Origin of the sequence: Nostoc sp. TCL240-02 (assembly GCF_013343235.1) — a bacterium.
Taxonomy (GTDB): domain Bacteria; phylum Cyanobacteriota; class Cyanobacteriia; order Cyanobacteriales; family Nostocaceae; genus Nostoc.
In genome coordinates this window covers 2,662,198-2,684,296 of record NZ_CP040094.1, presented here as the reverse complement: position 1 = coordinate 2,684,296, position 22,099 = coordinate 2,662,198, and the positions used below count along the sequence as shown (strand labels likewise).

Below are 22,099 nucleotides of genomic sequence, written 5' to 3'. Positions count from 1 at the left end.
TTAAAAATTTAGTAATACCAACTAGAGTAAACCTTAACGAGAGTCTGATTATTAAAGTTTTGTAGTAGTTGCTGAACTTGTGACTGGACTGTATTATTTATAACTCCAATTTCTGTGATTAATGAGCAATCGCAGAATTGATGCACTAAGAACTCAGCTTGCCTACGGCGTGTTCTATCATTATCTTCATCAGTGTTAGCCCAGTAATTTGCTTTCATTATGTTCCAATCAATATTACATAAATCGTCTAATTTATCGTAAAATTCTGATAAAGCTACAACAGCAGCATGACCATCAGTAAACACAAAGTCTAATTTATTACTTGCTATAATTTCTACTTCAGAAACTAAGTAAATTACTTTATTTTGTCCACCTTTATATTTTTCTACATTACCTTTATGAATTGCATAAAGCATGGGAGAGCGTGGAGCAAAATAAAATGGTACATAATCATGCAAATATCCACCCATACCACAAGGAACACGAGTTAGACCTCTTCTATCTTGGATGTGCCCATGAGCAATATCAATATAATCAGTTTTTTTTAGCCTACTATTCGCAGCCAATCCACCTGATTTTAGAATTGATGGCAAGTTATCAATGGGGGTAATGTGGTAAATTGGCGTAGACATGGATTAATTTTGTTATCAAGAGTGGTAAATACTTTGTTATTCAGATTATTTAATGCTATTAAGTCGCACTTTGCCAGTTAATAGGTCTTGCATTAGTCCTTGTTTTTGGAGTTTGAGCTTGTTAAGGTAGGCTTCTTCTGTGCGGATGCGGGTGTCATAAGTATTTAAAATTTGAATTATGTATTTTTGCTCAGATTTTGGTGGTATATAAATTATTGTTTCACGTACAATTCCATAATTAATATCAACTTGCGCTTCAGCTAAACCAACTTTTTTACGATTCCAATCTTGTTGTACAGCTATAGAACCAAGTGTGAGTGGTATAAAAGCAGGTAATAACGGGCTTGATTCTTTCAGACGTACTCGAAATACTGTATCTGGCATCATCAGATTAGCAGGTGTTGATGGAATATGAACTACTACACCTACTCGCTCACGCGGGCCTTTGCGAGTTATGAGAATATCATCAGTTTCGACAACAGCTGAGTATCGTGGTTCAAGATTTGAAGGTAATTTTTTGCTTTCTGAAGGATTATAACCACTCCATACAACAGCAGTTGTTTTGAGTACTCCCCATTCACCATTAGCTACTGGCTCTGCTTCACAGATAGGACTCCAACCGCTATCAAGATGTGCAATGTATTCACCAAATTCTTTTACAGTCCACTTTTGTGGAATTCGTCCCAGCGCCAAATCTTTAAATTGTTCAGGATGCGCTTCTGGATCTCTCAATTTGCCATCCTCATCTAACCCGCGTGTGAGCAAGTCTTGCAGCAGTCCGGCTTTGGTTTGTTTGAGTTTTGTAATGAGGGACGACGTGCGGGCGATCGCTTCATCCACTGTATCCAAAATTTCAGCAATATTTTTTTGTTCATCAATATGAGGTATTAAGATTAATAAGGTTTTTTGTAATGTGATACCGATATATGAACGTGTTGATTGAGCAGAAAGAATTTGAAGTTTGTGCTGAAATAAGGGCGACTGGAAAAACCAAAATAAAAACTTCCCTAATAACTGCTTCCCTTCAGCGACTCGGTAGTATGTTACTTGCGGGGTTAGCATAACATCTGGAAGCGAATTAGGAACAATAGCTGTTAAACCAATAGTGCCTTTGTGACTTAGTAAAATATCACGGGGATGTGCAAAACCTATTCTTAATGATTGATATTGATGCCAAGTAATCTTGTGGCAATCTGCAATATTGATTTGCCCATTCACTAAATCCTTTGCCATCACAAAGGGAATACCTTCAGTTACAAAGTCATCAGTTTTCGGATGAGCTTCTCCATGATTACCATCCTGCACATCAATAATTATTCCCTCTCGTAAGCAATCATTGATAGTTAAGCAACTCCAATCCTTCGGAATCCTCCCAACTGGCGAATCCTTAAACTCTTCCGTTTTGACCAAAACCTCACGCATACCCCAACCCCTGCAAAAACTCATTCAACTTCTTTGCTGCTGCATCCCGTTCTTTCTCAATATCCTGCAACGTCACCCGATACTTATCCCACCAATTCTCTACCGCAGCAATCACCTGCTGACGATGTGCGGTAACATATCGCTCCAATTCAGCAATTAACCCATCTTTGAAAATTGCTAACACCAAATCCTGACAATCTTCATCAGTCAACACAGCCCGCGCAGCTTCCAAACGCTTCACCAACTCATTCTTTAACGTCTTTAATTCTGCCTTGGCTTCCTTCAACTGCTTAACAATTTCCTTATAGGGTTCCAGTTGGGCTTCTATTTCGGCAATTTCCGCTTCATTTTCTTCAATAAAAACCTCAAGTTCAGCAATTTTATCCTTATTAAATAAAGATGCCTTCTTTAAAATCTTGAGTTCTTTCTTCGGCTCTTTAATCGAATTCTTTATATACTTAAGGTCTTTCTCTAAATCCTTGACAATATTAACCGCTTCTGATTCTTCACCTTCTTCATCATCTGCCTCAGCTTCTTCTCCCTGCTCAAAAGCTGACTTTTGCTGTTCTAACTCCGCAATTTTCGCCTCAGCCTCAGCAATATCTTGTAAATAATCCGGCATCAACCGCCCAACCAATTTATGATTTAGAGGGTTAAATTTTGCCTGTTTTTTCTTCTCATCATCATCTTGCTCTAAAGCATCTTTAATCGTATCTACCCAACTATCAACTAAACCACCAAAATCTGACTCTGATAAAGTTCTGAGTTCATACCTCTGTTCATTCCACCAACTAGCAACCACACCCGCCACTTTAAAGCGGTCAAGTAATCCCACAGGTTGCAAACTATCTACAAAAGAACTAAAAAACTCAGCGCGGAGTTCCATCACCTTTTTAGTTTTAGGCAAGTCACCCAAACTGGTCGAGTGTATTTGCCACCAAGCAGCAAACACACTATAAAGTTTGCCTTCTTGCTGCTGAACACCAGCATCCGATTCTATAAAAGTTTTAATCTGCCCTCTTTCGCTAATTGCAGAAATAAAATCCAAATAATCCACTAATTCCTCTCCGCTACAATCCTACTGGGGTCAAACCCATGTGCTGCCAATAATTCGCGCTTCGCTTCGACCTCAGCCTTAGGAATTCCCCCAAATAAATGCGCTTTTACATCTTGTGGTTCTGGTGGTAGTGCATTATCAGCATAGCGGCGGATATTACAGTTGTAACCTTCTTCTGCCAATTTTTCCTTAGTTACTACTGCCGAATATCCCGGTAAAGACACAAAATTTTCAAACACCCAGGAAATCTTTTCAATATGCTCAGGACGCAAATAATTTTGAGCGCGACCTGCATAATATTCAGCATCAGCATTAATAAACAAAACTTTTCCCTGGCGTTCAACAGGTTTTGCCCCTTGTGGACACATCACCAAAATACAGGCGGGGATACCTGTGCCATAAAACAAATTCGGTGGTAAGCCAATCACTGCCTCTAATTGATTGTTTTTAATAAAACTCTCCCGAATTTTCTTTTCTTCTCCGCCGCGAAACAGCACCCCATGCGGCATTACCGTTGCCATCATCCCATCAGTTTTGAGAACAGCTAACATGTGCTGGGCAAACATCAAATCTGCTTTTTTACCCGTCTCAGGGCAATAACCATGCGTAAAGCGTCCAGAAAATTGCATTCCCTCGCGGCTATAGTTTTGAGAAAAAGGCGGATTACTGATTACTCTGTCAAAGCGGATTAGTTCACCGTCAGCAATATGCAAGGGATTAAACAGAGTATCGTCATTATGTATATCTGCATCTCGAATGCCGTGCAGCAGCATATTAATTTTGCAAATTGCCCATACGCCGCCGTTATTATCCTGACCGTATAATGCTAAATTTCTGGCATCACGACCGCATTCTTCTACATATTGCTTGGACTGAATTAACATTCCCCCAGAACCACAACAGGGATCGTAAACTGACATCCCAGGCTGAGGTTTTAACAGACGCACCATCAACTGCACTACTTCACGCGGCGTATAAAACTCGCCCCCTTTTTTCCCGGCTGAATCTGCAAACTCTTTAATCAGGTACTCGTAAGCCGCACCCAGCAAATCAGGAAATACAAAATCCTCATTTCGCAAACGATATTTATTGAAGTGTTTAATCAGTTCGCGCAACTTGACATCAGGAATCCGATTTTTACCAGCTTGACGATTAAAATCAATATGTTTTAATACACCTGTCAGCGCTTCATTACTTTCCTCAAATGCCGTCAAAGCATCATTTAGCCCTTGTCCGACGTTTTTATGTAGCTCATCACGAATATATGCCCACCGCGCCTTCTCTGGTACAAAAAAAGTTTCTTTGTAAGTGGTGGGGTTTTCTGCCCTCATGTTTGCTTCTTCTTGTGTCCGTCCCCTTTGCAAATTTTGCTGCAAAATCTGCTCATACTGCGGCTCAAATACATCCGAGGCGCGTTTTAAAAAAAGCATCCCGAAGATGTATTCTTTGAAGTCCGAAGCATCCATCTTTCCCCGCAGAATATCAGCAGCAGAAAAAAGATGACGTTCTAGTTGCGGCAGCGTGAGTTTGCCCATAGTAGATGCTGAGATTCCGAGACTAATGCTTTGCCAGTATATCTCTTGTTGAGAGACACTCCAACACACTTCCAAATTGCTGAAGTCAAATCATTTCAACTTGCTAGCTATACGCTCATGTATGGTATCTAACCATACTGGAATTACAGGTTGACCTGCTTTTATTTGCGCGATCGCTTGTTCTAATTCAAACTCTACAAGTTCGAGCGATCGCTTCTGATTGTCTCGTTGGAGCATCCACCGCGTACCTTTACCAGATTCAAATAATTCTGGTTCCTTGTCTTTCAATATTTTGAGCGTAGTATTAGCAACATCAAAATTTAGCCCCATAGACAAAAAATATAACATTACTGCCAGTTCGATCAAATTCGGCTTTGAGTAATAAATACTACGCCCTATTCCAGTTTCACCGATAACAGGCATAACTACACCCTTTTCTCGCCAGTATTGGAGCTGGCGGAGAGTGCAGCCTGTGATTTCAGCAGCTTGTTTACTCGTAAAAAAAGTTTCCTGCATGAAATCATTTTATGCACAGCATTTTACTAAACATATATGGTATTATTGAACATAATATGTTTTTAAATTTAAAATCGATGAGTCAAAACACGATTCAGTGTCGTCTTGTCGCTAGTGTTGTTACTCGCCAACAGCTATGGAAGCTCATGGCAGATCAAAACACTCCACTGATTAATGAATTATTGCTTCAAGTAGCTCAAGATCCTGACTTTGAAACCTGGCGACAAAAGGGAAAAATACCTACTGGGATAGTCAAGCAACTGTGTGCAGTACTCAAAACCGACTCTCGGTTTACTGGTCAACCAGGACGGTTTTACACAAGTGCGATCGCTAGAGTTAACTATATCTACAAATCTTGGTTAGCACTGATGAAAAGGTTGCAGTACCAACTAGACGGTAAAAATCGTTGGTTGGAAATGCTCAAAAGTGATACTGAATTAGTAGAAACCAGTGGTGTTAACTTAGAAAGCCTTCGTATCAAAGCTGCTGAAATTCTGGTTCAAGTTACACCCCAGTCAGACACGGTTGAACCACAACCAGTCAAAGGAAAGAAACGGCAAAAAACTAAAAAATCAAAGGATTCGGATAGCGATTGCGCGGAGCGGACGCTACGCGATCGCACTGTCTCCAAGAGCCTATTTGAGGCTTACAGCAACACAGAAGATAACCTAACTCGTTGTGCTATCAGCTATTTGCTTAAAAATAGATGCAAAGTGAGTGAGAAAGAAGAAGACCTAAAAAAGTTCGCCCAGCGTCGGCGCAAAGTAGAAATTCAAATTGAACGTCTTACGGAACAGCTAGCTGCTCGAATTCCTAAAGGAAGAGATTTAAGCGATACGAAATGGCTAGAAACTCTCATTATTGCCACTCAACAAGTTCCTAGCAATGAAGGTGAGGCGAAATCATGGCAAGACAATTTATTAAAAAACCCTAGTAGAATACCTTTTCCAGTTGCTTTTGAGACCAATGAAGATATGACTTGGTTCAAAAACAAAGATGGGCGTATCTGTGTAAAATTCAATGGTTTTAGTGAACATACTTTCCAAATATATTGTGACTCTCGTCAACTCCATTGGTTTCAACGTTTCTATGAAGACCAGCAAATCAAACGAATCGGTAAAAAACAGCACTCCAGTAGCCTTTTCACTCTCCGAAGTGGACTTATTGCTTGGCAAGAAGAGGAAGGCAAAGGCGATCCTTGGAATGTTAACCATTTAATTCTCTACTGTTCTGTAGATACTCGTCTGTGGACAGATGAAGGAACAAACCTAGTCAGAGAAGAAAAAGCAGAAGAAATTGCTAAAATTCTCACCAAAATTAAAGCCAAGGACGACCTCAATGACAAACAGCTAGCTTATATAAAAAGGAAAAACTCCACATTAGCCAGAATTAATAACCCTTTCCCTCGTCCCAACAAACCCTTATATAAAGGTCAATCTCATATTCTTGTTGGTGTTAGCTTTGGTCTAGAAAAGCCTACAACAGTAGCAGTAGTTGATGGCTCTACAGGTAAAGTGCTTATCCACCGGAGTATTAAACAAATACTTGGTGATAATTACAGACTGGTTAATAGACAGCGACAACAAAAGCACTCCTTATCTCATCAACGCCAAATAGCTCAAACACTTGCTGCACCAAATCAATTGGGAGAATCAGAGTTAGGGCAGTATGTAGACAGATTGATAGCTAAAGAAATTCTAGCGATCGCACAAACCTATAAAGCTGGTAGTATCGTCCTCCCTAAGTTGGGCGATATGCGAGAACAAGTTCAAAGTGAGGTTCAAGCCAAAGCTGAACAAAAATCAGACTTAATAGAAGTTCAAAAAAAGTATGCCAAACAGTATCGAGTTAGTGTTCATCAGTGGAGTTATGGCAGATTGATTACAGGCATTCAAAATCAAGCAAAAAAAGCTGGAATTGTTGTAGAGGAAGCAAAACAGTCAGTTAGAGGAAGCCCGCAGGAGAAAGCGAAAGAATTAGCGATCGCAGCTTACTATTCCCGCAAAATAAACTGATTGACAAAACACCGAACCTTGATAATAGAATAAGAAAATTAAACAGCGCCGCAGTTCATGCTTGTTACAAGCCTCTGTGCTGTGTAAATTTGGGTTAGTTTGACTGCTGTTAAACAGTCTTGCTTTCTGACCCTGGTAGCTGCCCACCTTGATGCTGCTATCCCTTGTGGATAGGAATTAGGTGCGCCCCCAGTAATAGAGGTGCGGGTTTACCGCAGTGGTGGCTACTGAATCACCTCCGACCAAGGAGGAACCCACCTTAATTATTTTTTGGCATGGGAAAGCGGGGGCGATTTCCCTGGGACTCCTGGCAAAACTTTAAATCGCTTGTTTAATAAGGTTTATAGCCTTTAATGTGTCAGTTGATTTACTTTTTTAAGTATTAACTAACCAGCGATTTTGGGAGACGTGACAAAAATGCCTTCAGAACTATTGGTAAGTCAAGGGTTTGAAGCGCAGAGTTTCAACACCCCTCCCAGCTAGAGGCGGGTTGAAAGTGGAAGAATCATAACACTCCTGAATGGAAGAGGTTTCAACACCCCTCCCAGCTAGAGGCGGGTTGAAAGTGCCATTGTCGCTATGACTTAAAGGCAATGCCCCAAGTTTCAACACCCCTCCCAGCTAGAGGCGGGTTGAAAGTTTACAAATGGAAGAGAATCAGCGCGAGGAAATTGACCCAGTTTCAACACCCCTCTCAGCTAGAGGCGGGTTGAAAGTTAACATACTGCCACCAGTCTTTACCTTGCCCATCACGGTTTCAATACCCCTTCTAGCTTGAGACGGGCTGAAAAAAGTCATTCACAATCGGATTGGGAAGTGAAGACCGATTTCAACAACCCTTCGGATAGAGACGGGTTAAAAGATTAAAAGATTTATATCTTATTTTTCAGATTAGCTACAACAGTTTTGTTAAAAAGGGTGGGTTGAAAGGACTCTTAATCTATTGGTCGTAAATGTTTTGGACAAAAAATATTTTCTAACAAGGTGAGATTAAACGCACAGTACGTTATGGATTCTTCCTGCAATCGCCAGCTGTGGGTATCTTGCAAAAGCATTCTAGGCGGTTTCTTTTAAAGTATCGTAATCAATCACCTAAAAGTGAGATATACATGAAATAATGTTATAGGAAAGTTACATCCTAGTTCTCTAAAGTGCCATTAATTTCTCAAAGAGGATATTAATCTCTTAACAATGACATTAATTAGTGAAAAGTGACAATAATCTGTTAACAGTGACAAATAATTAGTGAATGTACAAGGATAGCTGGGATAGTGGGTGACGAGGGATTTGAACCCGCAACCAATAGATTAAGAGTCTACTGCTCTACCGTTGAGCTAGTCACCCACACGAATAACTATCATAGCATACCTTCTGATAATTTAGCTAGTGATACGCCCAAAAAACTAATTAAAGGGGGAATTTGATGGTGAAGGTGGTTTGACCGGCTCCACTCTCTACATAAATTGAGCCGCCTAAATGTCTGACCATTTTCTGCACTAATGCTAATTCCAGTCCAGTGCCGCTGTGTTTCCAGGGATCGTGCTTGGAAAGGTGATAAAAAGGCTCGAAAATCCGTGACAGTTCGTTGCTGGTAAGCTCTAGTCCAGAATTGCTAATATTAAGCTCTACTGCATCCCCTCTTAAGTGGGTAGAGACTGTAACTGATTCACCTGCTGGGGTATATTTGCAGACATGGTTGAGTAGTTCGGTAATAATCCTCTCCATATCTGTGATATCTGTCTCTAAAGGCGGGAGTTCGCTATCGAGACTTAGTTTTAACTGCTGTCGCTGACAGTTGGTGAGGTCTCGAAAAGACTCGACAATGGGCTGAAGCCAGCTTTGTAAGTCAATGGCAATCAATGTTGGGGGTTCGGGTTCTGCTTCGAGATATGTGAGTTTGAGTAGATCGTTAATTAACTTGCTTTCTCGCGCACACTCGTTATGCAGAATCTGCAAGAGTTGTGGAACTATTTCTATCTCTAATATTTCTGCTGGTGTTAAGACACTTTCGAGGGTTTGGACTGCAAGGCTGATGCTAGTTATTGGGGTTCGCAGTTCTTGAGAGAGATTTCGGAGAAATTGGTTTTTAAGCCGATCGCAATTTTCTAATTCTTTAACTTGTGTCTGGGTTTGTTGGTAAAGTTGAGCTTGGCGAATTGCGATCGCACATTCATTGGCAACCTGCTGCACTAACTCAATTTCAAATTCATCAAATGCCTCTTGTGATGGTCTTGTCAACCAAAGATTTCCCAAAATCCCTTGAGTATCAAAAATTGGACAAGCCATCTGGGACATAACCAACAACTTTGGTTGCCATCCAGGGGCAACTTCCAAAAATTGCAAAGGTTGTTTTTGCAATAAGGGTTGATAAACTTCCAGACGATCAGTAATCTGTCTAGTCAGTTCTTGACACTGCGGTAGGTTGTTGATGCTGTACTCGTAGGCAATAGTTACCAGGGTTTGACAGGGACTATAGAGTTCAATTTGGCAACGTTCAAGGTTCAGTAACTCTGTTAATTCCTGAGTGACAGTCTGCAATACCTGAGCTTCATCCAGACGATCGCGGATTTGTTCTGTCATCCGTCGCACCAAGGCTTCAAAGTTTCGTACCTGCTGCAACTGATTTTTGTGCTTCTGTTTTTGCAACTCTATTTCGGCTTTGAGATCCTTGAACTGCTGACGAAGTTCTGATTGTTGCACAGCAATGCCGATTTGAGTTGCTAGCTGTTTGAGTAAGCTAGTTTCTGCTTGCTGCCATTGACGCGATTCCTGGCAATGATGGGCAATCAATAGCCCCCACATATCTTGCTCTTGGAAAATCGGCACGACTACATTGGCTCTAATCTGCAAAGATGCCAGGAAATCTATATGGTAAGGATGCAAGTCTGCTGCATAAATATCCTCAACAACTTGAATGCAACCTTGCCCGTAGTTTTCTGAATTGCCACTAAAGCAGGGATCGATGATGTTTTTTCCCAATAGTGAATCGCTTGCAGCGACGCTTGCGGCAACAATTACCCCACTGCCATCAGCTTGGAAGCGATAAATTAGAATGCGATCGCAATTCAAAAATTGCCGCAGTTCAATTGTTGTCTGATGCAGAATTGTCTCTAATTCTACAGATTGGTGAATTCGTCCGGCGATCGCTTCTAGCAATTGCTCCCGTTCAACCTGAAGTCCGACTGCTTCTTGGGCTTGCTTCACAGGGGTGATATTGCTACTAGTACCAATTAGTCGATAAATTCGGGAGTTAGCATCTCTTAGTGGCGTGAGAGTCGTACTCCACCAAGTAGTAACCCCCTGGAATTGCAAACATTGTTCGTAAGAAATAGTTTTACCAAATAGTACACAGTCAGCATAGTGCTGACGCACCCTCGCAGCATCGATGGGGGAGAGAATATCCTCTGGTTTTTTGCCTCGGAGATCGTCTGAGCGAATGCCTATCCACCGCTCATGAGTGGGATTAAGTGCCACATACTGAAAATCTCCATCTTCTAGAACATCTACTACAAATATTGATGCCTGCACAGAATCGTACATGCTCAGTAGAAATTGCTCACTACTATTTTTCTCCTCTACTTCCGTGCCAAAGATAATTTGAGGGGGCGATAATTTTGTCAACTCCATAGTTGATTCTGCTGGATTTTTATTCATGCGAGAGTCCCTTTCTGGTATTACTGACTCTTCTAGGCGCTCTCTTATCGTTATGCTTGTAGTAGATGCACTTTAGCGCCTATAGCAAAGTATTGTCAGCTGTTGCTCATCGAAATTTAAATCTTTCTCTACTTCTTATCAGAAATCTAGGAAAGCTAATAAAAGTCAGCTTAACAAATCCTGCTTTTTGAAGGCGAAAATACATTTGCAGTTTAGGGCAAATCTAAAGTATAAAGTAATTTTTTTGAACGGTTTTCCAAGATTTTTGCATATACCTAAGTACAATTATCATACTATATCAAATAATTTTACAATTCTTAATAAAAATCTTGGGCGAGGCTGGGTCATGGGAACTCACGACCGCAATTTATGAGCATTCATTCCGGTGAGGATACCAACTAGCAGCCAAGTGATAGCTAACCCCATAACTTCGCCTAAGAATAATTGCGTTAAGTGGTGCAAAATCATCCCCACAGCAGAACCCACGGGGACAGCAACAGCCCAACTTACCGAAGAGACAAATATCCATCGCCACGCCACAGGCTGAGGAATTGCTAACCATTGTGTCAATCCAATTCCCAAGCCGCCAAGTGCGCCATAAATGGCTCCCGACAGGATTCTCAAAGGAAGAATCTGAATACTGGGTACAATCCAACCTACCGCACCAATACCGATCGCAGTGATGATACTCCAACCCAAAAGACTTGACAAAATCCACCTGATGCAAAATACAGGTTCTTTGAGAAGACAACCTTGAGGAAGTGCGATCGCAAATCCACCAATAGCTGCTTCTACCACCCCGACATCTGGCTTATCACCAACTTCAATAAAAAGTAAACTCAATAAAAAACCGCCACAAGTAGCGAGAGTCCACAGCAATGTAAAGCTAAATCTAGTATTTTCCGGCGCGAATGGCATCAAAGTTTTTTTGGTTTGAATAGTCTGACAGTTCTAGCATTAAACATCTCAAAAAAAGCTTTGCGTCGCTGTTGGGGCGATTCCGGTACAATGTAACCCCAGAGACTCTCCCAGTAAAAAAAGGAGATACCATCAAAATTGCGATCGCGTACTGCTTGAACCTGTTCTCTAACTTGTGCCATTTTTACAGGATTACGCACCGTTCCCGTTGATATACCAATTTGTACAGGAATTAGACTTTGAGCCAATTTCACAGATGGTTGTTCTAATTGAGCGATAAAAGAGCTTTGATCATTTCGATAAACCTGCAAAATTAACTCATTAACTAAACCTTTTTTTACCCAATTTTCCCAGTCTTGCAAATAGTATTTGTAGGCAAAAGCTTGATAGTTTGGAGATAGGGATATTTTGACTTTGGGTTTCACCGCCTTCACAGCTTGATAGAGTTCTGCCATGAAATCAGTAATTTTGTCTGCTCGCCAACGCATCCATTCTGAGTTAAAAGGGTCAATGGGAGGACTTTTGCCTTGATGTTCTTGCTGGTAGAGTTCAATCGTGAAGCGATCGTAGCCAAACTGTACTGGCATCCCAAAATGATCATCAATCTGAATACCGTCCACATCATAATCTCTGACTACTTCCAAAATTAGCCCTCGGATAAACTCTTGCACTTGCGGATGTAAGGGATTCAACCAAGCCAGCTTACTTACTAAACTATTATCAATTTCTTCTGGTGGTGCATCTTGGATAGACTTTAGACCTTCTTGCCCAATTGTTAACCAGTCGGGATAACGCCTTGCTAATTGTGAATAATGCGGTGTCATAAACCCGTATTCAAACCAGGGAATGACTCTCAAATCTTTCTTTTTGGCAAGTGTCACTATCTTTGTTAAAACATCCTGTCCACCGTGCATGAAATTGAGAAAAGGTTGAGTATCTGAGCCTGTAGTTATTTCAGCTACAGCACTTTTATAAAAAGTATGTCCTCGGTTCCAAACTACAGGATAAATTGTATTAAAATTGAGGGACGATAATTGGTTTATAGCCCGGTTAATGCCCCAAGGGACAAATAGTACACCACTAGCAACATTAGTGAGCCAAACGCCGCGAATTTCTGTAGGTAAAGGAATTATTTTTTGGGAATAAACTGGGAGTGAAGAAACTGAAGAGAATGAAAAAACTGTTAAAGTGGCTACTAATCCCAAACACATTAAGTAAGAAACACAACGGCGAGCAAACCGATTCATTTGTAAGCGTGACCTAGTGCGATCGGAATATTATATATAACTACAAAATAAAATCGTAATTCTCCGGAGTATGTGAATAAATGATGATTAAATAATAATTCAGAAGTCAGAACAGTTGAATATAAAGCCAATTTGGTTCATAAATATACTTAACGATACCAAAACTAGATACTGACATTTTACGGTATCTACAAAATACAGAAACACCTAATACCGTTTTACTTTAAGGTTGATACAAATAGGCAGCAGAAGGCAGAGGGAAATAATTAGAGACAAATATATTTGTATCAGGCATTTTGTGAAATAGTATAAAAACTCATTTGAATTTACTACAACACAAAAAGTCAGTGCTGTCGTTGGCAGCACTGACTCCTAACTTCATACAATAATTATTTTATTTTTTGGAAGTGCCTTACTTCTTGATCGGCACCCTGAGCATAAGCGCACCCACCGGGTCTGCTGTGGGGCCGGCCGGAAAATTGACGTGGCAAAGGGCACACTCCGCCCTGAAGTTGCTGAGAGGGATCGAACGTCGATAGTACCATTGGTTGTCTACCTTCTGAACGGACGTGTATGCTTGCCCTGCCATTGCCAGCGCGTTTGCCTGAAACTCGAAGTTGTCGCGGGGGCGATCGTTTTCCCGGAGCGGGCCAACAGTGCCAACCAGTCGCATATCCTTGTTCTGATCGTTAAATATCAGCGAGATGGACTGCTTGCCCTGCTCTACGTTTTGTGCCGTAGTTTCGTCGAACTCCTGCGTCAGCGCTGCAAATAACGTGTTGAGCATAAGATCGCTCGTCTGTTGGGCGATCGCAACCTGCTGATTTGGGGGTGGAATTTCATAACCACGAGCAATTGCCGTGAAACAGAACCCTATGACGAGTATCAGCACAAAAATCCCATATTTAACTAACTTTCTCAGACGCATTCTCTTATCCCTTGGTTCTGTATTCTTTGGTGCGGAGTTACTGAGTCAGTCTGACTCAGTAACTCCGCATCACGGATAGAACCTTTGCTCTGCCTTTTCATAAAAATTCGGGCCTATCAAGATGACTAAGACTCAGCTTTTGTCAGCTTGAAAAACATTTACAGCTTTCAGTTCGCGGGAGCCTAAATAATCTATGGTAAGCCGCTAGAAAAGGAAATAAATCTCCAATATCTTGTCTGAGGAAGAAAGCTTTAATTCTTTTATTAAGCTCAAATGTGAAGCTTAATAAAAGAACTTTACCAATTTATCCGGGAAAATACAATACTGTTGCTGTCTATTTAATACAAGAACAAACCAAAGTACTTTTTCTGGCGATCGCGACGCAACACCAAGCTTTTGCTCTGAATTTCTACATCTTGTAAAAAATCAAAACTTCATGAACTTATCATCCTCTTCATCATTTCTTATTAGAATCTTTCCACACCTTCAAATTTATTGACAGCAGACGCATTTGCTGCTTCTCCACAAGTTCGTGGTGTGGGGAATATCTTTTCAGGATTTGCTAACCCTTGAGGATTAAAAACTTGTCGTACCCATTGCATAGTTTCTAAATCAACTGGGCTAAACATTTGTGGCATATAGCACTTTTTCTCCGCACCAATGCCATGTTCACCAGAAATACTGCCACCAACTTGGACACAAAGCTTGAGAATTTTTCCACCCATTTCTTCTACTTGTTCCAATGCTCCAGGCACAGAATTATCATAAAGAATTAATGGATGAAGATTGCCATCACCAGCATGAAATACATTAGCAACACGATAACCATATTGTTCACTTAATGCCTCAATCTCATGCAGAACATAAGGCAACTGAGTCCGGGGAATTACACCATCTTGCACATAATAATCTGGACTTAAATGCCCAGCCGCAGCAAAAGCAGCTTTACGTCCTTTCCATAATTTCAATCTGGTTTCTGGGTCACTAGCAGAAGTGACATTTCGCGCCCCATTCTTTTTACAAATTTCAGTCACTCGCTGCTTATTTCCTGCAACTTCTACTTCTAACCCGTCAATTTCGATTAGCAAAATAGCAGTAGCATCGCGGGGATAACAATTTGTGGCGACAACATCTTCAACTGCATTGATGCTGAAGTTATCCATCATTTCCATACCGCCAGGAATAATTCCAGCGCTGATGATATCAGAAACAGTTGCTCCGGCAGCTTCAATACTGGTAAAATCTGCTAACAGCACGCAAATTGATTCTGCACTTTTGAGAATTCGCAAAGTAATTTCTGTAGCAATTCCTAAAGTGCCTTCAGAACCAACAAACACACCTGTTAAATCATAACCAGGCATTTCGGGGATTTGTCCGCCTAAATCGACAATTTCCCCTTCTGGCGTGACAATTTTTAATCCTAAAACGTGGTTAGTGGTGACACCATATTTAAGACAATGTACGCCACCAGAGTTTTCAGCAATATTCCCCCCAATAGAGCAGATAATTTGGCTAGATGGGTCAGGAGCGTAGTAAAAACCAGCACCACTAACGGCTTGTGTTACCCAACTATTAATCACGCCTGGTTGAACAATTGTGCGTTGATTTTCCAAATCAATGCTGATGATTTGCCGCATTAAGGAAGTGACAATCAAAACAGAGTCTTCCACTGGTAAAGCACCGCCAGATAGACCAGTGCCAGAACCGCGTGCGATGAAGGGAATAGAATATTGATTGCATATCTTTACCACTTGAGCAACCTGTTCTGTTGTTCTAGGTAATACCACCACAGCAGGACGTTGGCGATAGCCAGTTAAACCATCACATTCATAAGTAATAAGTTCTTCACGGCGTTGCACTACGCCATTTTTGCCAAGGACAACCTCGAATGCTTTGATAATAGGTTTCCAGTTGTGTTGTTTTTTATCTTGGGTCAGCATAGTTTTTAAAGTTAACTATAGTAACTTAGAGTTTAAAACAATACCCAAGTTTTTGAGGGATTTGTCAATAGTTTTGAGCGGTTAACGACGTTTTAACCATTGCGGCGTTCTTTCTTGCTTTACTGCTCTAGAATTTACTGAGCTTATTTGTTAGATTTGAAAGACCTGATATTATCCATTCGTTACGACAGGTTGTCTATTTGTCGCAACTTCTTATGTATTAGTTGCAAAGACTTAAGCAAAACTTATTAATGATCTCCAACTCATGATGTCAAAGTAGTGGTTTTAGATATGCCAAGTTTATAAATACAGGTTCAAATACTTGAAATCAGTTTGAAAATAGCGAATATTGACCATTCTTGCTCTATGGCATTGGTATATCTAAAAAAAATTAAAGATTTTATATCTATCTTAAGAAACAAAAATACAATTTGGTTTTATGTCTTCAGGTTTATGAAATCATGACAAACAATGCCTATAGTTGGGTCTTAGGTAGTCACATACCTAATTTCGTAAGTGAGGCTAACAATCATGTCATATCAAATCAACACATCTAAGTTGTTTGTTGAGTTATTTGACGAACAACAAGAGCTACTCGCTGGAGGTGTAGACTCTCAGAGAAATCAGAGCAATTTCGCTAGAAGAATTACAAGGTTAGACGGAACGAGTAGATCTGGGCCTAATGGCAGCGAAGCTAACAGTACAGGATCAAATGACGGTACTCAAACATCAGCAGCACAGGGCCTACAATTAGGTGGTACTACCGCCATAGTCCTGCTGCCCTTGCCCCCTTTATCAGCACCACTGTTTGCCGCTTAGATCAACTGTATCCACAGGTAATTTGCAAAAATCAGCTATTACATAATCAGAACATTTAGCAAATTTAGGCAGATAAAAAAGAGAAAGTAAAAATAAAACGTCAAAAATATTTTTCGTACTTTTTGGCTTTTAATTGTTGCCTTGTCTGACTTTTATTAGTTTAAATCTGCAAGTTTGAATCGAGTAGCTGATTACTATAGAGACTACCTGTCTACTTTCCCTACACAGCACCACCAATTTTATCCTTGTGGTGGTGCTGGATAATCTGGAAATTTTGAGTTTTCCCTAGTTAGCCGATAGATATTGTACATCTTCATCATCTATCAAAATCCTCGGCGAAAAGAGTATCAACGAGAAAGTTGTGAGTTAAGGTTTTCAACCATCTAAGAGTGAATCTATTTTTTGTAACACTTGTTTTTTTACTATTTTTATTACCTGACCAGAAATCCAATAAGTAATTTCAATACTTGCCTGTTATTAGACTCAGCACAGAAACCAAACATCCAGATCAGGATGGAGACTTGTTGTTAAGATTGTTTTGTTTATAAATAAAAAAGGGGGTCAGAGGAGTTTATTGTAACTCGCTCAACGTAAGTGAGGACTTTGAGGGAGTTTGAGCGTTCTCCTCTGTATTCTTAACGGGTTGCCCGTGTTTGAATCCTGAGAAAGATAAATTCGCTTATCTTTTCGCGCACATCTTTCTCTTCCCCTTTTACTAATTATAGACAATCATAAAACATTATGCTGGGAATTTTTAGCAGTATATGTTACTTTTTCATTCTTTAATTTGGCAAACACTCCTGATGATAGCCCATCTCATATTGGGATTAACTTACAAGTCGAATCTGCGATTAGCTATCTGATTAATTTTGGGAACATTAACATGGAGTTAAATTCTTGATTATACCCTGTGGCATATTACCAAAGATATATATTTTTTTGTGGTATCTGATTTGCGATCAAGTTATGCAAGATAATCAGCTTTGCAGCAAAAGAATTGGAGTTGATATTAAATAAACGTGAGCTTTTGATGTATACATTTCAAAAAATTATGTAATATGGCGAACTTCTTAGCCCGCGAGGAAAACTATTTTGGAAATAGGTTTAATGAACCCAATCCAGAACAACTCCATGTAGTTGATGTTAACGAGTTTCTCCCCCATCTCAGCAAATGGACTAACATTGGCGGGGGAGTTTTAGTTACTACCTTTGTGGCCGCGATCGCTCTTACATCTGTTCTTAGTTACAATGTCACGGTCAAAGTTCCTGCAAGTATTCGACCTGTAGGAGAACTACGGGTTGTTCAATCTGCTATGGCCGGAACCGTTCAAAACATTGATATTCAAGAAAATCAGGTGGTGACTCAGGGACAAGCGATCGCTCAGGTTGATGATTCCCGCCTTAAAACTCAAAAGAGTCAACTAGAAAATAGTATTCAGCAAGGTAAATTACAACAAACTCAAATTGATGCTCAACTGGCTGAAATCGATGCTCAGATTGCAGCTCAGACAAACTTAACCAACCGCACGATTATTGCTGCACAAGCTGAATTAGATGGGACACAACGCAACTATCAAGATCAGCAAGTTAAAGCTGCGGCTGATATGACACAAGCACAAGCAGCTTTAATCTTAGCCAAGGTACAACGCGATCGCTTACTGCGAGAAAAAGTTTTAAGGGCAACTGTACAAGAAGCAGAAGCAGCTTTGCAAGTAGCCAAAGTGCAACGCGATCGATTGCAGCCGATAGTCGCATCGGGATCGGTTTCTCGCAATCTGTTTGAAGAAAAAGAACAAGCGGTTATATCTGCTCAGGCGAAGCTAGAAGAAGCTAAAGTTAGTGTTAAAAATCTTTTGGAGGACAAAGAACAAGCCCTAAATGTGGCGCAAACGAATTTAGAAAAAGCTAAAACTGCAATTAATGCCAGTAATGCGGTTGTAATAGTGGCATCTGAACGAATTAAGCAGGAACAGGCTAGAGGTGAGGCTAGTTTAGCGGCTTTGAAAAAAGAACGAGAAACTTTACTCCAGCAACGCCTTGAACTCCAAAAGCAACTTGCTAGCAGCAGCAAAGATTTGCAACAAGTTAAAACCGACTTGAATTTGAGTGTAATTCGATCGCCAATCGCCGGAACATTGCTGCAATTGAATCTTCGCAACCCAGGACAGGTAGTACAACCAAGTGAAGCGATCGCTCAGATTGCTCCTCTCAACGCTTCTTTACTAGTTAAAGCTCGCGTGCCGGCTCAAGATATTGACAAGGTAAAAGCAGGCCAAAAAGTTCAGATGCAAGTTTCTGCTTGTCCCTATCCAGACTACGGCACTCTCAAAGGAACTGTCAAAACAGTTGCACCAGATGCTTTACCTGTAAAAAATAATGTCAATTCAGGTGTAGCCCAGGTAGTTGCTTATGAAGTAAGTATTGAGCCACAAACTTCATATTTAAGTAGAGGCGATCGCCAGTGTCATCTGAAAGCTGGTATGGAAGGTAGGGCTGATATTATTTCCCGTCGAGAAACGGTGCTTCAGTTCATTCTCCGCAAAGCCAGATTCATCACAGATTTTTAACGAAGAGGCGAGATCCCATTCCCCTTGCCCTCTGCCCCCCTGCCTCTTTTTCAATCACTAATTTAATAGGTCTGTAACCATGTTCGATCTATTCAAACTCCATAAAAATTACCAGTGTGTTTTGCAGTTGAGTGAAGAAGACTGTGGAGCCGCAAGCCTTGCTTCGGTTTCCAAACATTACGGACGTTTTTTAAGCATCAATCGCAGTCGAGATGCCGTTGGAACTGGACAGCTAGGAACAACTTTGCTGGGTTTAAAACGTGGCTCTGAGACTCTGGGTTTTAATGCCAGGGCAGTAAAAGCTTCATCTGCGATCGTCGATAGAATCACAGAAATAAATCTGCCCGTAATTATTCATTGGCGGGGTTATCATTGGGTTGTTTTATACAACAAGCGCGGCAATAAATACGTCATTGCCGATCCTGCTGTGGGTATCCGTTATGTTAACCGAGAAGAGTTAACAGAAGCTTGGAATGGGGTGATGCTCTTACTAGAGCCAGATCCAGAACGCTTTTTTGAGCAGCCCGAAGAAGAAGCAAAAGGTGGCTTAAGACGCTTTTTAGTACGCATATTGCCTTATCGCGGACTGCTAACTCAGGTTTTAACCATCAACATTGTCTTAGGTCTGTTGGCTCTAGGTACTCCCATCTTGATCCAACTACTTACAGACGATGTACTTGTGCGCGGAGATACTCAATTACTAACTGTTGTGATCTCAGCCGTTGTAGTTATGAGCTTATTCGGCAGTACTTTGCAACTATTGCAAGCAATTATGATTGCTCATTTTGGGCAACGACTGCAATTAGGATTAGTGTTGGAATTTGGGCGAAAAATTCTCCAATTGCCCTTAAATTACTACGAAGCCCGTCGGAGTGGTGAAATTACTAGCCGACTGCGTGATATAAACGACATCAATCAACTGGTATCGCAGATTGTAGTTCTTTTACCTAGCCAGTTTTTTGTTGCGGTGGTTTCTTTTTGCTTGATGCTGTTTTACAGTTGGAAACTGACAATAGCAGTCATCTTTTTTGCTGGCTTAATTACCTTATCTACCCTACCTTTTTTACCCATCCTCCAACAAAAAACTCGCAGTCTCTTGGTTTTAGGGACGGAAAATCAAGGTGTTTTGGTAGAAACGTTTAAGGGCGCACAGGTAATCAAAACTACAAATGCCGCTCCACAATTTTGGGATGAATTTCAAAGTCGCTTTGGCCGTCTTGCTAATCTAACTTTTAGCACCATCCAAATCGGTATTATCAACGGCACTATTAGCAAACTTATAGCTACTATTGCAGGTGTAGTTTTACTTGGTTTAGGCAGTATTCTGGTGATTAATAAGGAATTAAGCATTGGGCAAATGCTGGCTTTTAACGCGCTACAATTTAATGTCCTGGCTTTAATTAACTCAGTGGTTGGCTTAGTAGATGAATATTTTCGCTCTCAAACAGCAATTTCTCGCCTTCTGGAAGTTATCGATGCGACACCTGAAGTAGTCGGAGGTAGTCAAAAGCCGGTTGTTCAAATTTCTAGTGATGCAGACATTCGCTGTTCCCATATCCAATTTCACCACCCTGGCAGAGTTGACTTATTAGAGGATTTTTCTCTCAAACTTCCTGGAGGGAAAGCGATCGCTTTGATTGGGAAATCAGGTTGTGGTAAAAGTACTTTAGCGAAAGTGATTGCAGGCTTATATCAGCCTAACTCTGGCAATATCCGCATAGGTTTCTATAATATCAACGATCTTTCCCTGGATTGTTTGCGACAACAAGTAGTCTATGTACCCCAAGAACCTCATTTCTGGAGTCGCTCAATTTTAGACAACTTCCGTTTAGGAACGCCTTACATTTCCTTTGAGGAAATTGTCAAAGCTTGCCAGATAGCTGATGCAGACGAGTTTATCAGTCAACTTCCCAATCAGTATCAAACTGTTTTGGGGGAATTTGGGGCCAATATCTCTGGTGGACAAAGACAACGATTAGCGATCGCTAGAGGTATCCTTACCAATCCACCTGTACTAATTTTAGACGAAGCAACCGCCGGACTCGATCCAGTCAGCGAATCTCACGTATTAGATCGACTCTTGGAATATCGAGAAGGTAAAACTACTATTTTGATCACTCATCGTCCCAGTGTAATTAATCGAGCCGATTGGATTGTACTACTAGATAAAGGTCAGGTACAAATACAAGGTGATATTGAGACTTTTCTCTCTCAGCAAGGAGAGCATTTAAAGTTTTTATCAATGTAAAAAATAGTCTTTGTATGAGCAAATAAAACTATGTCTGAAAATACCAAATCTCACAATCCTGAATGGCTCAGGGATTTGTCTGAAGAAGAACAGGAAACCCTAGATGCTGGGCAAATCACAAATATACCTGGTGGAAGTAATTTTTTTATCCAGCAAACTAATATCCAAACGGCGGCAGACAATACATTAACTCTTGCAGGTGGTGATATTTCTTCGCAAAAAACTAGATATAGTTTGTCACAATTTACTATTGGTTCTTCCATTACATTTGGTTTGCCAAACTTTAGTTTAGGAGAGAATAAATTGAAAAATTTAATCGCTAATCTCTTAAATAGTATCTTTTCATAAAATTTAGCTTTTGGAAAATAAATCTTCTAGAGATAGAGGCACAATTACTCATGCCTCTATCTTTTTTAATAAAACCTAGACAGTTCAAACTTTAACTTTTTTAATCAGGATGATACTTGAGGAAATTATCAATATTTAGTGCATTTTTGCCAACATAAGTTGTAATACTATTTTTTAGTTTCTATTTAAATTTTCATGAGTCAAAAGGAATAATTTTGCTATTATTATTTCTAACCTGAGAATAATTTAAACT

The 22,099-nt window shown here is 40.4% G+C and carries 15 protein-coding genes, 1 tRNA gene and 1 CRISPR repeat array; of the genes, 5 read left to right on the top strand and 11 right to left on the bottom strand.

Features of this window, described 5'->3' with window-relative positions:
- Positions 1-8: 8 nt before the first annotated feature.
- From FBB35_RS11325 to FBB35_RS11305, 5 genes are read right to left on the bottom strand one after another with little or no spacing between them, the layout of a single operon-like run.
- The gene (locus FBB35_RS11325; RefSeq protein WP_174709713.1) at positions 9-632 is read right to left on the bottom strand and encodes a DUF4433 domain-containing protein; all 624 of its coding nucleotides are present in this window, start codon (positions 630-632) and stop codon (positions 9-11) included.
- Between the two features lie 45 nt (positions 633-677).
- Positions 678-2,054, bottom strand: coding sequence for a restriction endonuclease subunit S (locus FBB35_RS11320; protein WP_174709712.1), 1,377 nt, complete (start codon positions 2,052-2,054; stop codon positions 678-680).
- Positions 2,047-3,111, bottom strand: a complete 1,065-nt coding sequence (locus FBB35_RS11315) for a hypothetical protein (RefSeq protein ID WP_174709711.1) — start codon at positions 3,109-3,111, stop codon at positions 2,047-2,049. Before FBB35_RS11315 ends, FBB35_RS11320 begins: the two co-directional genes overlap by 8 nt.
- Complete coding sequence (locus FBB35_RS11310) at positions 3,111-4,715, bottom strand: class I SAM-dependent DNA methyltransferase (RefSeq protein ID WP_254625911.1); 1,605 nt, start codon at positions 4,713-4,715, stop codon at positions 3,111-3,113. Before FBB35_RS11310 ends, FBB35_RS11315 begins: the two co-directional genes overlap by 1 nt.
- 21 nt (positions 4,716-4,736) lie before the next feature.
- Positions 4,737-5,162 carry a MerR family transcriptional regulator gene (locus tag FBB35_RS11305; protein WP_174709710.1) on the bottom strand — a complete coding sequence of 142 codons (426 nt, stop codon included), beginning with the start codon at positions 5,160-5,162 and terminating at the stop codon, positions 4,737-4,739.
- Positions 5,163-5,239: 77 nt separating this feature from the next.
- Between FBB35_RS11305 and cas12k the strand changes: the two genes are divergently transcribed.
- Positions 5,240-7,177 carry a type V CRISPR-associated protein Cas12k gene (gene cas12k / locus FBB35_RS11300; RefSeq protein WP_174709709.1) on the top strand — a complete coding sequence of 646 codons (1,938 nt, stop codon included), beginning with the start codon at positions 5,240-5,242 and terminating at the stop codon, positions 7,175-7,177.
- A 460-nt stretch (positions 7,178-7,637) separates the two neighbouring features.
- Positions 7,638-8,039: a CRISPR direct-repeat array (repeat unit 38 nt; unit sequence GTTTCAACACCCCTCCCAGCTAGAGGCGGGTTGAAAGT).
- A 410-nt stretch (positions 8,040-8,449) separates the two neighbouring features.
- Here the strand turns inward: cas12k and FBB35_RS11295 are convergent.
- The 6 genes from FBB35_RS11295 to glcD all read right to left on the bottom strand — a co-directional run bounded on the left by FBB35_RS11295 (position 8,450) and on the right by glcD (position 15,864).
- A tRNA-Lys gene (locus FBB35_RS11295) sits at positions 8,450-8,521 on the bottom strand.
- 63 nt (positions 8,522-8,584) lie between these two features.
- The gene (locus FBB35_RS11290) at positions 8,585-10,831 is read right to left on the bottom strand and encodes a GAF domain-containing protein (RefSeq protein WP_174709708.1); all 2,247 of its coding nucleotides are present in this window, start codon (positions 10,829-10,831) and stop codon (positions 8,585-8,587) included.
- A gap of 354 nt (positions 10,832-11,185) precedes the next feature.
- Positions 11,186-11,749: a hypothetical protein gene (locus tag FBB35_RS11285; protein ID WP_174709707.1), complete on the bottom strand. Its 564-nt coding sequence runs from the start codon at positions 11,747-11,749 to the stop codon at positions 11,186-11,188.
- The gene (locus tag FBB35_RS11280) at positions 11,749-12,996 is read right to left on the bottom strand and encodes a glycoside hydrolase family 10 protein (RefSeq protein WP_174709706.1); all 1,248 of its coding nucleotides are present in this window, start codon (positions 12,994-12,996) and stop codon (positions 11,749-11,751) included. The genes FBB35_RS11285 and FBB35_RS11280 overlap by 1 nt, the downstream gene beginning before the upstream one ends.
- Before the next feature lie 412 nt (positions 12,997-13,408).
- Positions 13,409-13,924 carry a hypothetical protein gene (locus tag FBB35_RS11275; RefSeq protein ID WP_174709705.1) on the bottom strand — a complete coding sequence of 172 codons (516 nt, stop codon included), beginning with the start codon at positions 13,922-13,924 and terminating at the stop codon, positions 13,409-13,411.
- Between the two features lie 467 nt (positions 13,925-14,391).
- A complete protein-coding gene (glcD, locus tag FBB35_RS11270; protein ID WP_174709704.1) occupies positions 14,392-15,864 on the bottom strand; it encodes a glycolate oxidase subunit GlcD in 1,473 nt (490 codons plus the stop codon).
- A 531-nt stretch (positions 15,865-16,395) separates the two neighbouring features.
- Between glcD and FBB35_RS11265 the strand changes: the two genes are divergently transcribed.
- The 4 genes from FBB35_RS11265 to FBB35_RS11250 all read left to right on the top strand — a co-directional run bounded on the left by FBB35_RS11265 (position 16,396) and on the right by FBB35_RS11250 (position 21,846).
- A complete protein-coding gene (locus FBB35_RS11265; protein ID WP_174709703.1) occupies positions 16,396-16,683 on the top strand; it encodes a CTB family bacteriocin in 288 nt (95 codons plus the stop codon).
- Positions 16,684-17,741: 1,058 nt separating this feature from the next.
- Positions 17,742-19,250: an HlyD family efflux transporter periplasmic adaptor subunit gene (locus FBB35_RS11260; protein ID WP_174709702.1), complete on the top strand. Its 1,509-nt coding sequence runs from the start codon at positions 17,742-17,744 to the stop codon at positions 19,248-19,250.
- Positions 19,251-19,329: 79 nt separating this feature from the next.
- A complete protein-coding gene (locus FBB35_RS11255; RefSeq protein WP_174709701.1) occupies positions 19,330-21,498 on the top strand; it encodes a peptidase domain-containing ABC transporter in 2,169 nt (722 codons plus the stop codon).
- 30 nt (positions 21,499-21,528) lie between these two features.
- Positions 21,529-21,846 (top strand): hypothetical protein, encoded by a 318-nt coding sequence (locus FBB35_RS11250; RefSeq protein ID WP_174709700.1) that lies wholly within the window; start codon positions 21,529-21,531, stop codon positions 21,844-21,846.
- Positions 21,847-22,099 lie beyond the last annotated feature (253 nt).

Coding starts and splice junctions, on each gene's coding strand:
- FBB35_RS11265 (WP_174709703.1), top strand. CDS start 16,396: ATGTCATATCAAATCAACACATCTAAGTTGTTTGTTGAGTTATTTGAC.
- FBB35_RS11275 (WP_174709705.1), bottom strand. CDS start 13,924: ATGCGTCTGAGAAAGTTAGTTAAATATGGGATTTTTGTGCTGATACTC.
- FBB35_RS11250 (WP_174709700.1), top strand. CDS start 21,529: ATGTCTGAAAATACCAAATCTCACAATCCTGAATGGCTCAGGGATTTG.
- glcD (WP_174709704.1), bottom strand. CDS start 15,864: ATGCTGACCCAAGATAAAAAACAACACAACTGGAAACCTATTATCAAA.
- FBB35_RS11290 (WP_174709708.1), bottom strand. CDS start 10,831: ATGAATAAAAATCCAGCAGAATCAACTATGGAGTTGACAAAATTATCG.
- FBB35_RS11325 (WP_174709713.1), bottom strand. CDS start 632: ATGTCTACGCCAATTTACCACATTACCCCCATTGATAACTTGCCATCA.
- FBB35_RS11320 (WP_174709712.1), bottom strand. CDS start 2,054: ATGCGTGAGGTTTTGGTCAAAACGGAAGAGTTTAAGGATTCGCCAGTT.
- FBB35_RS11255 (WP_174709701.1), top strand. CDS start 19,330: ATGTTCGATCTATTCAAACTCCATAAAAATTACCAGTGTGTTTTGCAG.
- FBB35_RS11280 (WP_174709706.1), bottom strand. CDS start 12,996: ATGAATCGGTTTGCTCGCCGTTGTGTTTCTTACTTAATGTGTTTGGGA.
- FBB35_RS11305 (WP_174709710.1), bottom strand. CDS start 5,162: ATGCAGGAAACTTTTTTTACGAGTAAACAAGCTGCTGAAATCACAGGC.
- FBB35_RS11285 (WP_174709707.1), bottom strand. CDS start 11,749: ATGCCATTCGCGCCGGAAAATACTAGATTTAGCTTTACATTGCTGTGG.
- FBB35_RS11260 (WP_174709702.1), top strand. CDS start 17,742: ATGGCGAACTTCTTAGCCCGCGAGGAAAACTATTTTGGAAATAGGTTT.
- cas12k (WP_174709709.1), top strand. CDS start 5,240: ATGAGTCAAAACACGATTCAGTGTCGTCTTGTCGCTAGTGTTGTTACT.